Origin of the sequence: Cardinium endosymbiont of Philonthus spinipes (genome assembly GCF_964030745.1) — a bacterium.
GTDB lineage: Bacteria > Bacteroidota > Bacteroidia > Cytophagales > Amoebophilaceae > Cardinium.
The window spans coordinates 150,081-163,973 of the sequence record NZ_OZ034918.1 but is presented as its reverse complement, the minus strand read 5'-3'; the positions used below and the strand labels follow the sequence as shown (position 1 = coordinate 163,973).

9 protein-coding genes are annotated in these 13,893 nt (G+C 39.3%); 7 read left to right on the top strand and 2 right to left on the bottom strand.

Annotated features, from left to right (window positions below; translation table 11 throughout):
* The first annotated feature begins 393 nt into the window (after nucleotides 1–393).
* The 5 genes from AAHM81_RS00660 (at nucleotide 394) to AAHM81_RS00640 (ending at nucleotide 7,674) form a co-directional block, all read left to right on the top strand.
* Nucleotides 394–2,451: an HD domain-containing protein gene (locus AAHM81_RS00660; protein ID WP_342265450.1), complete on the top strand. Its 2,058-nt coding sequence runs from the start codon at nucleotides 394–396 to the stop codon at nucleotides 2,449–2,451.
* Between the two features lie 659 nt (nucleotides 2,452–3,110).
* Complete coding sequence (locus tag AAHM81_RS00655; RefSeq protein ID WP_342265449.1) at nucleotides 3,111–4,043, top strand: hypothetical protein; 933 nt, start codon at nucleotides 3,111–3,113, stop codon at nucleotides 4,041–4,043.
* 347 nt (nucleotides 4,044–4,390) lie between these two features.
* A complete protein-coding gene (locus tag AAHM81_RS00650; RefSeq protein WP_342265448.1) occupies nucleotides 4,391–5,377 on the top strand; it encodes a hypothetical protein in 987 nt (328 codons plus the stop codon).
* Between the two features lie 214 nt (nucleotides 5,378–5,591).
* The gene (locus tag AAHM81_RS00645) at nucleotides 5,592–7,229 is read left to right on the top strand and encodes an AAA family ATPase (protein WP_342265447.1); all 1,638 of its coding nucleotides are present in this window, start codon (nucleotides 5,592–5,594) and stop codon (nucleotides 7,227–7,229) included.
* Between the two features lie 37 nt (nucleotides 7,230–7,266).
* A complete protein-coding gene (locus tag AAHM81_RS00640) occupies nucleotides 7,267–7,674 on the top strand; it encodes a YcgN family cysteine cluster protein (protein ID WP_342265446.1) in 408 nt (135 codons plus the stop codon).
* Nucleotides 7,675–8,219: 545 nt separating this feature from the next.
* On the opposite strand, the gene AAHM81_RS00635 is transcribed toward AAHM81_RS00640, so the two are convergent.
* Both AAHM81_RS00635 and AAHM81_RS00630 read right to left on the bottom strand, forming a co-directional pair.
* On the bottom strand, nucleotides 8,220–8,828 hold the full coding sequence (locus AAHM81_RS00635) for a C2H2-type zinc finger protein (RefSeq protein ID WP_342265445.1): 609 nt from the start codon (nucleotides 8,826–8,828) through the stop codon (nucleotides 8,220–8,222).
* Nucleotides 8,829–9,027: 199 nt separating this feature from the next.
* Nucleotides 9,028–11,424 (bottom strand): alpha-ketoacid dehydrogenase subunit alpha/beta, encoded by a 2,397-nt coding sequence (locus tag AAHM81_RS00630; protein WP_342265444.1) that lies wholly within the window; start codon nucleotides 11,422–11,424, stop codon nucleotides 9,028–9,030.
* A 269-nt stretch (nucleotides 11,425–11,693) separates the two neighbouring features.
* Here AAHM81_RS00630 and AAHM81_RS00625 point away from each other — a divergent pair, with 269 nt between their 5' ends.
* Both AAHM81_RS00625 and groL read left to right on the top strand, forming a co-directional pair.
* Entirely contained in the window at nucleotides 11,694–11,972 is a 279-nt protein-coding gene (locus tag AAHM81_RS00625) for a co-chaperone GroES (protein WP_144086650.1), read from the top strand.
* Nucleotides 11,973–12,022: 50 nt separating this feature from the next.
* Complete coding sequence (groL, locus tag AAHM81_RS00620; protein WP_342265443.1) at nucleotides 12,023–13,660, top strand: chaperonin GroEL; 1,638 nt, start codon at nucleotides 12,023–12,025, stop codon at nucleotides 13,658–13,660.
* Nucleotides 13,661–13,893 lie beyond the last annotated feature (233 nt).

The following is a 13,893-nucleotide window of genomic DNA, read 5'->3' as shown; positions in this document are numbered from 1 at the left end:
CGATAAAAAGTCTGGCCCGATAGTAAATAGCTGAATCGATCTCTTTTTCAGCGGGAAAACCGTGAACTCAGCCCGCAAGCGGGCTTCAAACAGACGATTTTCTAATCCGCTGAAAAAGAGATCGATCAGGTGTTCGTATTTTACTAGAGCGCCATTTTTTTTATCGAAGGAGACGCGGGGCTGGTAATGCTGTTCTATTTAATAGTCATTAATATGTGTGTCTTAAGCCCGCGCCATTGGATGATCACTTACCATCACAAATAGGTTTTTTAAGAGGTCTATGTTTATGGATGAATGGATACAAATAAACTATAGTCTTTGACGGAATAACAAAAAATGCTTATCATGGTCTCCATTTTCATTTTTATGTTATAGGTTTTTATTGCATGGTGTATGTTGTCATTCCAAGCTTTGTTTCTTACCCTTATAGTAGTCTCCTTTTTTTTACTGAGATCTTCTTACGCAAGAGCGCAGCTAACCAAAATTCAGCCCAGTAATGGTGTAGTGGGATATACTGGTTTTTATGTGATTGTCACTACTGCTATATTAAGTTATATAGGTAAAGGACTTATCTACTGGTATACACTTCAATTTGCTGCGGGTATTTGGCTAATAGGTTATGCGATTGTTTCCAAAAAAGAGGTTCCCTCTTGGGAAATTACTCGATTTTGGCTTATTGGTGCGCTATTTTGTCTTCCGATAAATTTGCTTTGGCATTGGTGGCGCGTGACCGATTATTCATTTTTATTAAAGTTATCTCTGGCCCATTTGTCTGTCATCTTGGCTGTATTTCCCTTGTCTTTGGGCATCGCGATACTAGCAGTTATGGTAGGGGCGATTGCTTATGTCTTTTGTTCTTTGGATCATTTAATAGCATTAACGGATGAGGTGATATCGTTATTTGGATTTAGCATATTGATTTTTACGATGATTATTTACATTAAAATCCAAGTAACTGATTATAGGGCGCATAACCGTTATTTAAAAAATAGGGCAAAGGTAAGGCATGCGCAAAACTATCAATTAAAACTTAAACAAACGATCCAAAATTTGCACCTTCATGCGGTGGAGGCTTATTCAGAAAGGGAGACAGCTTTTGTCCAAAAGGTGGTGGAAGGGGTGTTGGAGTCTTCTTTATTTTTAAGGGATGATGTGCTATATAAGGAAGATTTTGGCGTTATTGTGCAAAACTTTGCTACGTGGTCTACTTTTTTAAAAGCGCACACGCAATCTAAATGGCATTTGCCATTGTTGCCAACTGAAATTACACTAAGGGAAGTGATGCAGCAATTGGAAATTGCTTTAAATGGTTCGATGGAGACTGCGCCAAAGCTGATCATGGCGCAGAAAAATGTTGATTTGAATGGAAAGATTGTATGTGATGTGCGCCAGGTTGTGGATTTATTAGTGGCTGTTATTGTACGGGTTATGCATGTAGACCAGGGGGAGTCTATACGCATTCAACTACATGCCACTGAGCTAAAATATTATAAATATGTTCCTGTTAAAAAGCAGCGTCCTCCGGAAATGGTTTTTCCAGCTATAGCTTTAATGGTGAGTGATGAAGCTACGCCTTTATCAGCATTGCCTGCAATGCATTCGCATTATGAAGATGTTACAGAGGGAATAGAGGTTATAGGGGTGCTTGACCAGGCGGCTCCGGAACGCATCAATGTGGAGAAGCAGCCTATAGAAAGGATGGTTCGTGCCCATTATGGTTATCTGCAATTCCCTTCTTCCAAACAAAAAGCGACGCTTCTGGTATTTCCTTGTAGTGTAACGGCGGTTCGTGATGAAATGCTTTCTGGTCTTATTGCTTCAAATAGTTTTATAACGAAAAGCGAGGTGGATGCTTCGATGGCAGTGTTAAGCAAGTTTAATGACTATGTGTGCAAAATGTGCGATATCCGTCTGGGTGTGATAGATGAAATCTTGTTATTGCTCAGGCGTTGTTATGCTTTTAGGCGGCATGCATCTGGGGAGTTGTTTTATGTGCGTGCGGTGGGCATTGCGCGATTGGTAACAGATTGGGTGGCTTATGTGCCGGAGCCGATTTATGCTGCTTTGCTCTATGATTTAATGGTCTATACGGATTTACCGCTTTCGTATATTAAGGCGAATTATAGTTTGGATATTTTTTGTTTTGTACAGTCGGTTTTGGCGATAGATGATCGTCAGGAGATGGAGCCATCCGGGCTTTATGTGGATGATCAGCGCAATAAGGTGGTGAACCGGGATCAGCTTTTTGTGTTGTGTATTAAATTGGCTGAACGGTTGTATGATTTGCGCCATGCGTATGGTTATGCACATAAGGTGCAGGTATCAGATATGGCTAAGGAGACGCTTACGGTGGATGTTTTTTTGGCAAAGCGGTATTTGGATGGTGACATAGTAAGGGCGTTGGAAATGGCTGCTCAGGAGGCGTTGCGGTTGTGCCTTGAGAGGAGGTAAGGTGGGGTTGTTGGTGGTTGGCTGCTTCTAGATACCTTCTGCAAAAGCTATTTGTGATCAGCAATTTTTAGGAGAAGCGCAGTCGAGCACTGCAACATACTGGATCTATTTGAGGAGCATAGACAAGCTTCGACACCAAAATTGCCATTAGAAATAGGTTTTGCAGAAAGTCTTAGTAAAGGGGGCGTAATAAGTTTTTTTTAAAATTCATTAACAAAATCATATAATTTTACTAGATTTGCTAAATCTATAGCAGTATTTAAAGAGCCTACACAAGCTTCGATACTAAAATTTTTATTAGCCTTTTTTCGAAACCTATTTGTGGTGCGCAATTTTTAGGAGAAGTGCAGTCGAGCATCGGTAACATACTAGATGTATTTGAGAAGCAGAGGAAAACCCCAAAATTGCCATTAGAAATAGGTTGTGAACGAGGTCTATTAGAAATCGAGTTTTGAAAGTGTATGCGTTCAACGCTATGGCCATAGTAGAAAAATGCCCCTGTAAAAAGTGGGAAAATAAAGGGTGAGGTCCCCAACTTTTTACCGAGGGCTTGATTTTTTGTCCACTTTTTTATCAAGAAAAAAGTGGAACACAATTCATTATTAACCAGTGACGTGAATAGATACTTGAAAGTAGCCCATTCAATAACCCCAAACCATATGCAATATATTTTTAAAAAGATTTTATTTGCTGCTCTATTTTTAACTGTCCAACTTGGATGTCCTGGTTCCGAGCAATCCAAGAAACAACGCTCATTAAAACTTAATGTGTCAGCACCATCCCTAGTCTCATCAGGTGGCAATCCCAGAACGCCATTAAGTCAAGCAACAGAAGAAATCCCAGAAGGAATAAAAGATAAAGAGTCAGAAAAGCCAGAGGAACTAAAAGAAGAAAAACCGGAATCTGACGAAAAACCGAGCGATCAAGATCTACCAGAAGAAAGTGAAAAAATAGCAGTAAATGAAGAAGAAATAGAGGGCAAAGAAGGGCTAAACACTCAACAAACAGAAGGCAATGTACAAAAGAAGGAAATATTACAACAATATGGACAATTGTTGACAGAAGACGAAAAAAAAGAAGTGGAATCTAAGTTCGGTACCCTGTTGGAAAAGTGGGAGGAGTGCGTAAAGTACTACAAAAATCTAGAAACAACTATGAGTCAATACAAAGAAGATGTAAAAAAATTCGTCTTATCTTATAACCTAGAGCAATGTACAGGTAAATTAAAGAATTTACCAAAAGAAAAACAGGACCTTGTCCGATTGATGTGTAGAGCAAATGATTTAATCGATAGGATCGAATATGCGAAAGTAAGAACATTCTTCGATCAAAAAGTAAAATGCTATGCCAATCAGATTGATACATTAAAGCAAAGGAAAAATAACCTAAAAACAGAAGCAGATTTTCGCTATTTTAGGGCTCAAACAAATTCCTTAGAACAAAACATAAGAACGTTGAAATTCGATCTGCAGAGAAACGAAAGTCTAGACCATCTAGTAGATGACTTGGCCGCATGTATCAAAGATATAAACAACAAAATAAACAACAAAAACAAAAAAAATGGATGCGGTTTTTTTAAAAAATCCAGGTAAGGGAAAATGTATGTTAGCGTAGTTAACCCAAAAGTCGCTTATGGGTGGTTCGTATGCCCTCCCGCTAATAGCTTAGCTTTGTACTATTGAATCTTACCAAACTTGTTAAATCTGTAGTAGTAGTTGAGGAGCATAGACAAGCTTCGATGCTAAAATTTTTATTAGCCTTTTTTCGAAACCTATTTGTGGTGCGCAATTTTTAGGAGAAGTGCAGTCGAGCATCGCAGCATACTAGATTTATTTGAGGAGCAGAGGCAAACTCCAAAATTGCCACTAGAAATAGGTTTCTTAAGGGGGCTACGAGAAATCGAGTTTTGAAAGCACCCCATTCAATAACCCCAAACCATATGCAATATATTTTTAAAAGGATTTTATTTTCTACTCTATTTTTAACTGTCCAACTTGGATGTCCTGGTTCCGAGCAATCCAAGAAACAACGCTCATTAAAACTTAATGTGTCAGCACCATCCCTAGTCCCATCAGGTGGCAATCCCACAACGCCATCAAGTCAAGAAACAGAAGAAATCCCAGAAGAAATAAAAGATAAAGATTCAGAAAAACCAGAGGAGCCAAAAGAAGAAAAACCGGAATCTGACGAAAACCCGAGCGATAAAGATCTACCAGAAGAAAGTGCAGAGGCAACAGTAAATGAAGAAGAAGAGGGTAAAGAAGGGTTAGATAAGGAAAAAGCAGAGGCAGAAAAATTAGAAAGTGTACCGATACCATCGGCAAAAGAAGTTAAAATAGATCTGAAAGTATCAAAACAAGATGACTCAGAAAATGTATCTGAATCATCAGTAGCAGACCGCATAACAAATCAGGAAATATCACAAAAAGATAAAACAGCGCTAACACTATGCCAACAAGCAGCAATAGAGAAGTTTGATACCATGGTCCATGGGCCAGGGTACACCACTATAAAGGCGTGGTTGAAACGCCAAGAAAAAACAATACATGGTTACGAATGTAAACTAAATGGTTTTCTTAAAAATGATAGTGTTAAAAAGTTGCATAAACAAGCAATGAACGAAATACAAGCGATAAAATTAAAGTGGTACGAACCTATACTTGCAATCCAGCATATGGAACAACTCAAAGAAAAAATAGACAATATAGAAGGGTTAGTAGGTATTGCCGAATCCGAATTTAATTCTCTGGCAGATGCTACAGGAAATATAATAGAGACCTTTTGTCGAGATGGTAGTCTCGAGAAGCTAAATAAGGGACTAAAGCAAAAAGAACAAAAAATCGAACAATATCTACAACAGATAGAGCAAGCAATTACAAATCCCCCAAAATCTTTTTTTCCTCATTTCAAAAAATCTTCCAAATAGGAAATGTTCACTAAACTGTTTCAGATCACTCCTTTATCTCCACACCTGTTTTAATCTAGCGGGGAAAAAGATGTCTATTTGCGATATGGTCAGCACCCAGTTCCTCTATCAATAAGCTATACCGCCCTAAAAATTCATACATCTAAATTTTACCCTATATTTGTCTTGGTATAGTTTGGTTTATAACAAATCATCAATATAAGGAGATAAAATTATGCGTAAGATAGATGCCCTTCCGATTGGCTACTCAGATGTTAAATCAGTGATTGAAACAGGTTATTATGTAGATAAGACCAGGTATGCACAAAATTTAATAGAAAAAAGAAATCCTATCTTCATAGCTCGTCCTCGTAGATTTGGCAAGTCTTTATTTATCAATACACTAGCTACCATATGCAACGGAGAGGAAGCAATATTTAAAGGTTACCATATAGGTAGGCCAGAAAATGGGTATGCGTGGAAGAAATATCCAGTGCTTAGGTTAGATCTTTCTAGATTAAGCAACGACACATCAGAGTTATTACAATTGTCTTTGGAAGATATACTTACAGAGGTGGCTTCAGGATATAGGTTAATCCTTAGAGGGCATTCGCTTAAAACGAAGCTTTCTAACTTAGTGGCAGATATGACTAAACTAGGCAATGATTATGAATCTAAAATAGTAGTATTGATAGACGAATATGATGCCCCTATTGTTCACCTAACCAAAGGATCCGACCTAGAGAAAGCCAATATCAAAGTCATGAAAGATTTCTTTATGACTTTAAAATCACTAAACGACTACTTTCAACTCACTTTTATCACTGGTGTAAGTAAATTTAGCTTATCTGATGTTTTTTCAGGAGCCAATCATTTAAAAGACATTACCATTGATGCATCTGCGGATGCGATGTTTGGCTATACACAAGAAGAAATGCTAACCATATTCTCAAACAATTTGAAAGATATTGCTGGGCAATGGAGCAAAAAAGAAAATAAAAAAGTCACTGAAGCAGAAGTTATGAGTCGTATTGCGACTTATTACAATGGGTATAGATTTTATGAAGATGGGGCAAGTGTATATAACCCGTGGTCCACTCTGAGATTCTTAGACTCTGGCAAACTAGCCAACTACTGGTACGAATCAGGCAGCCCAAGCTTACTTATTAATCAGATGCTAGCAGATCCTGATAGGTTTGATATGAATATGGAAAACCTTCAAATAGAGTCCGTTAGAGAAGAGTTAATGTATACAGAAAGCAGAAATGAGATTAGCTTAAAGTCTCTGATGTTTCAAACAGGCTATCTGACCATTGACCATTATGATGAGTCTACTGGTCTATATACATTAAAGTTCCCTAATAGAGAAATAGAAGCATCTTTCCAGAAAAGTATACAATCTAGTCTGGAAAAAAGCGTAAAGGATTATTTTATACACGAGCGCGATACCATCAGAAATGCCTTATCTGCTAAAAAAATTGAAACTTTTATAGATCACATCAATACGGTATTTTCAACCCTTCCTTATTACTTAGATACGAAACAAGAAAAACAATACCACAGCAATTTACATATGCTGCTACAAGGCTTGGGCTTTCTAGGTGGTAGAAGAATGCAGCTGCATAGTGAATCTGCTTCCAGCCAAGGCAGGTCAGATATTGTTTTAGAATTAGGAACAGTTATCTATATTATAGAGCTTAAGTATAAATCGACTGGTCAAATGGCCTTAGACCAGATCAAAGCAAACGGGTATTATAAACCTTACTTACTCAGACAAAAAGCCCTTATACTTTTAGGTCTTAACTTTAATGAGGAAACCAGAATGATAGATAGTTGGGCATATGAAACCGTAAACAATGGATACAACTGGTAACAAAGAGCCCTTTTGGGTGCACATACCACTGGATCAAATGACCTCATCTCAATGGGAGTCTTTATGTGATGGCTGTGGTAAATGTTGTCTGCTTAAAATACAAGAAGCAGCAACCCAGCAGGTGCAAGCCACCAAGATTTGTTGTCGGTTGCTCAATACAAAAACTTGTCAATGCTCCAACTATAAAGAGCGATTTCGCTATGTAGATGATTGCATCAAATTAAACCCCACAAATGTACAGACCATTACTTGGTTGCCCAAAAGTTGTGCATATCGCCTTGTAAAAGAAAAAAAAGCACTACCTGACTGGCATCCATTGATTACAAAAGACCCCCAATCTACGGTTAAAAGTGGCAACTCTGTGAAAGGCTTTGTCGTCCATCCAGCATTGGTGAATAAACCGATTATACACTATTTGCTAGAAGAAGAGCAAGGGTCATATTAACGCTGTTTTTTGACCAAGCAGTAACAGTGAGGCTATCGATAAAGGAAATTTGGTATCTATGCACGTCACTGGTTAATAATGAATTTTTGTCCACTTTTTTCGTATCTATTCACGCCTCTGGTTGACCCCTTGTCTCCTTCGATAAAAAGTCTGGCCCGATAGTAAATAGCTGAATCGATAGGTTTTTTAGCGGGAAAATCGTGAACTCAGCCCGCTACGCGTGCTTCACACAGACGATTTTCTAGTCCGCTAAAAAACCTATCGCTCAGGTGTTAGTGTTTTACTAGAGCGCCATTTTTTTATCGAAGGAGACAAGGGGCTGATAATGATAAGAAAAGCTATTATGGCGCCAAATCTTTTATCGGTGGCCATAAGTGCTGCGTATACCAATGCTCCATGTAAAAAATGCTGCTCTATTTAATAGTCAATAATATTTATGTCTTAAGCCCGCGCCATTGGTTGCACGTATACGAAATTTGGCACGTAGTAAAAATAATGAAACAATCACTACAACGTACCTGATTGGAAAAACAGCACTGTTCAGGTTATGCAGATCTTGGACATCCTTTTTTACTTGTTTTATGTGTCTTTAATCCACTTTTTGTAGTGAATTGTTTGTTACACTGATTACATTTGAAAGGTTTTTCTCCTATATGTTTTTTTATATGTACATATAAGTTGCTGCTGTAAGCGAAGTGTATGCCACATATATCACATCTGTAAGTTTTTTGTCCTGTATATATGGCTTTATGTACGCTTAATTGATTTCTGTTTATAAATTTTGCACCACATGTATCGCATTGGTTAGGCTTGCCTCTTGTGTGTGTTTTTATATGTATATGTAAGTTGCCGTTGTAAGCGAATTGTTTACCACAGATATTACATCTGTAAGTTTTTTGTCCTGTATGTATGGTTTTATGTACGCTTAATTGATTTCTGTCCATACAGTTTGCACCACATATATCGCATTGGTAAAGGCTTTTAAAGCCTCCATTAATAGGATGAATTTGGGTCAAAAACCTATTGATTATAGCTATAGGCTCCTTTATGGCTGCACTATTGCGTAAGGTAGCTGCATTAGTGCTATTTTGGGGGGTAACTTTATGGCTATGATTTTTAGGTGTCGGTATAGGCTCGTTGTTATGAGTGTACATTATGGTATGACAACCATGTATAAAACATGCTAAAACCCCGTAGCAATATAAAGTATATAAAACTTTAATTATAAGCATTACACTTTCCGATTTTGAATAATGATATACTAGATCAAACTATTGATAAACTCAACACATTTGATTATACAAAATCAAAATTAAATCAGCAACTGATGGGGGGTCACTAGATAGGATGCCATCAAAAAATAGCTGGATAGCGTGCCGGATCTACCTGATGCATCATCATATATATTTTAGCTACCACCTCTTCTACGTTAGGCTTGGAAAAATAGTTTCCATCATCTCCATAGGCGGGGCGATGGGGTTTGCTGCTAATAGTGATCGGTGGTGTGTCCAGCATGGCATAGCCATTTTGTGTTTCTAATACTTGTTGCATCATATAGGCCGTTGCCCCTCCTGGGACATCTTCATCTGCAAAAACGATGCGGTTGGTTTTTGCTAATGATTGTGCAATGCTATGATGTATATCAAATGGCAATAAGGTTTGTACATCGATTACTTCACATTCAATGGCTAAATCGGCCAGTCTATCTGCGGCTGCACAAACAATACGACACATTGCTCCATAGGTTACAATGGTGACATCACTGCCTATACGAAGCCACTCTGGTACACCGATTGGTATGGTCATAGTAGCCACATTACTAGGCATAGCTTCTTTTAATCGGTACCCGTTTAAACATTCAATGATTAAAGCACTGTCATCTGATTGTATCATCGTATTGTAAAAGCCGGCTGCTTGTGTCATATTACGTGGCACCAGTAGGTATATACCCCTTATCGCATGGATAATACTGGCCATATAGGAACCAGCATGCCAAATGCCCTCTAGGCGATGGCCGCGTGTTCGAATGATCATAGGTGCCTTTTGCCCTCCTTTTGTTCGATATTGTAGGGTGGCTAAATCATCTTCTATAATTTGAAGGGCATAAGGGAGGTAGTCTAAATATTGTATTTCAACGATAGGCCTTAGCCCACGCATTGCTGCACCAATGCCCTGACCAATCATGGTGCACTCTCGAATGCTGGTATCTGTTACACGTAGTTCGCCATATAGCGCTTGTAAACCTGCAAAACCTTGGTTTACATCACCTATTTTGCCCAAATCTTGCCCAATAGCAAAAACGCGACCATCACGTTCCAATAGCGCTTTAAAGCAGCTGCATAATATTTCTCTGCCATCTACCTGTTCAGGGTTTTCTGTATAGGTAGGGGGATGCGCTGCTACATGCAAGGCGGCTTTGCTAGAGCTGCTATATAGATGGCTACTAAATCGTTTTTCGTTGTTTCTTATATTGTTATGCCACCAAGCCAGTAGCCCCTTTTTATGCATGTAGGGGATTTCCCGTAGGGTATAGAGCGCTTGAGTCGCTGCTTGGGTTACATCTAAGTGACGGGGATGTTTCAGTGTAGTTAATCTATGAATAATGGCTGCAAGTTGGCTATGGCCTGCTTCCTCTTTGGGTAATACAATATCATTGAGTAGTGCCAGTAGTGATGCTTTTTCTTGATTATTTTCCTCTATGAATGCATCCCAGGCTGCTTGCTGAGCTATTTTTACTTTTTTATCTGCTTCTAAAGCAATTTGTTGCAGCAGTTCCTGGGTAGCTATGCCATTTTCTACCATCCATGCGGCCATCTTTGGTAGACAGTCGTATGCTGCTTCCCACGCTAATCGTTCTGCTGACTTATAGCGTTCATGAGAGCCAGAGGTAGAATGGCCTTGTGGTTGGGTCAGCTCTTTAACGTGAATCAGTACAGGTACATGCTCTTTTCTACAGATGGTTACTGCTTGGTGATAGGTGTGACATAAGTCTAAATAGTCCCACCCCTTTGTAACAAATATTTCATAGCCAGGTTGGTGCTTCGTTCGTTTAAAGCCTTCTAAAACAGCAGAAATATCTCCCTTAGTGGTATGGTAGGGTTGGGGTACAGAGATGCCATATCCATCATCCCAGATGGAAATACAGATGGGTACTTGTAATACCCCCCCTGCATTAATCGTTTCAAAAAACATACCCTCTGAAGTACTTGCATCCCCAATGGTTCCAAAAGCTACTTCATTCCCCTTATGAGAGAAATTTTTTTGCATTTCTTGAAAAGCAGTTGTGCGGTACAATTTGGAAGCATAGGCTAACCCCAGTAACCTGGGCATTTGTGCGGCCGTACAGGATAGGTCTGCTGAAACATTTTTGCTGGTGCATTGATTCAACCAATTGCCTGCTGTATCTATAAATCTTGTTGCAAAGTGGCTGTTCATCATTCTTCCTCCAGAAGCCGGGTCGGCCTCTATGGAAGCATGGGCGTATAGTTGAGCAAAGTATTGTTGCAGGGTTAACGCACCAATGGCAAACATAAAAGTTTGGTCTCTATAGTAACCAGCACGCCAGTCTCCAGCTTGGAAATATTTAGCCATAGCCAGTTGTGCAACCTCTTTACCATCTCCAAAAATCCCAAACTTGGCCTTTCCTGCAAAAACCTCTTTGCGTGCCAATAGGCTTGCTGCCCTGCTCTCGCAGGCTATGCGGTAGTCATTCAATATTTGAGAGGACCCAATGGATAAGGATTTTAACATATACTATTGTTAATAGGAATGGTTATGACTAAATAAAAACAAACTATATAATATGTAAATTTAATTCCTTTTTAGGATATGGCCTACCATGGTTACTGACGAATTGTCAGTCTATCTTCCTTGATAACCTCTATGGTTGAACCATTAATCGGTTTGGCATGAAATCTGCTCTAATCTAGATCAGATTAAAGTCTGTGCGACTAAGTTGTTTTGTGGCGCATGTTTTAATGTAGATTTATACCATCAACCATTACTATAATATATAAGCTATGAGCAAAGTTCATATAAAGCCATTAGCTGATAGGGTTCTAGTAGAACCTGCAGCAGCTGAAGAAAAGACAGTAGGTGGGATTATTATTCCTGACAGCGCTAAGGAAAAACCTCAAAAAGGAGAAGTGATTGCAGTAGGCCCAGGAAAGAAAGACGAACCTATAACCGTTAAAGTAGGGGATAAGGTGCTTTATGGGAAATATAGTGGTACGGAGTTGCATATAGATGGTAAGCTCTACCTGATTATGAAAGAATCCGATATATATGCTATTGCTTAAATAGTATAGCAGCAGTGAATCAGATCTTTATAACCTTAAAATAATGTACTATGGCAAAGAATATAATTTTTGATGCAGAAGCACGAGAAAAGTTGAAGCGAGGTATTGATACCATGGCCAACGCTGTAAAGGTTACGCTAGGTCCTAAAGGTAGAAATGTCATTTTAGACAAAAAGTTTGGTGCGCCTAGTGTCACCAAGGATGGGGTATCTGTCGCAAAAGAAATTAGCCTAAAGGATCCTGTAGAAAACATGGGTGCCCAGTTGGTGAAAGAAGTGGCTTCTAAAACAGCAGATAGTGCTGGGGATGGTACGACTACTGCTACACTCTTGGCACAATCTATTTTTACACATGGTATCAAAAATGTGGCTGCTGGTGCCAATCCTATGGATATCAAACGTGGAATAGACAAAGGCGTGGCAGCAGTGGTGCACAAGTTACAAGAAACCTCTCAAAAGATTCATAATTCCAAGGAAATAGAGCAGGTAGCTACTATCTCTGCTAATAGCGATAGCAAAATCGGTAAGATGATTGCAGACGCTATGGACAAGGTGGGTAAAGATGGTGTGATTACAGTTGAAGAGGCTAAAGGTACTGAAACAGAAGTAAAGGTAGTAGAGGGCATGGAGTTTGATCGAGGCTATTTGTCTCCTTATTTTGCTACCAATACAGAAAAAATGGAGGTAGAGCTATCCAATCCTTATATCCTGATTTGTGATAAAAAGATTTCTGTGATGAAGGATCTGCTCCCTATTCTAGAGGCTGTTTCTCAAAGTGGCAGGCCATTGGTGATCATTGCTGAAGATGTAGATGGTGAGGCGTTGGCTACACTTGTTGTGAATAAGATTCGGGGTGTATTGCGGGTAGCTGCTGTAAAGGCACCTGGATTTGGCGATAGAAGAAAAGCCATGTTGGAGGATATTGCTGTGCTGACAGGAGGTACTGTAATTTCTGAAGAAAAAGGTTGTAAGCTTGAAACCGCTACTTTACAATCTTTGGGTACGGCAGAAAAAGTCAACATGGATAAGGATAATACGGTTATTGTAAATGGTGGTGGAGCTAAGAAAGATATCGAAGCGCGCGTGGCTCAAGTTAAAGCACAAATAGCCCATACTACTTCTGAGTACGATAAAGAAAAGTTACAAGAACGTTTGGCCAAGCTATCTGGTGGGGTAGCCATTCTGTATATTGGTGCGGCTACAGAAGTAGAAATGAAGGAGAAAAAAGACCGTGTAGATGATGCGTTGCATGCCACAAGAGCGGCGGTGCAAGAGGGTATTGTACCAGGTGGAGGTGTTGCTTTGTTACGGGCTGCTACATCTGGGGTGTTGGATAGCATAGATGTGGAAAATGAAGACGAACGGACTGGTGTCAAAATCTTAAAGCTTGCATTAGAGTCACCTTTAAGAACCATTGTAGCCAATGCAGGTGGTGAAGCCTCTGTAGTGGTACAGCGTGTTAAAGAAGGAAAAGCCTCTTTTGGATACAACGCCCGTACAGATGTATTTGAAGATCTGTATGCAGCTGGTATCATTGATCCAACTAAAGTAACCAGACTTGCATTAGAGAATGCAGCTTCTATTGCTTCTCTTTTGTTAACTACAGCTTGTGTAGTAGCAGATGATCCTGAGGAGGAAAAAGCTGCTCCTATGCCTCAAATGGGTGGCGGAATGGGTGGCATGATGTAACATGCTGCTCAAATAGCTATCTATTGAAAAATCAGGTGATTGGTTATCTATGCCGATCACCTGGTTTTTTACCATCTATCTTTGCCCAATACCGAAGCTGCCCGCATGGGCAACAACATATCGAAGCTGCCTGCATAGGCAACAACGTTCGCTCAATGGCGCAGGCTTAAGAGATAAATATTATTGACTATTAAATAGAACAGCATTTTTTACATGGAGTATTGGTATACGCA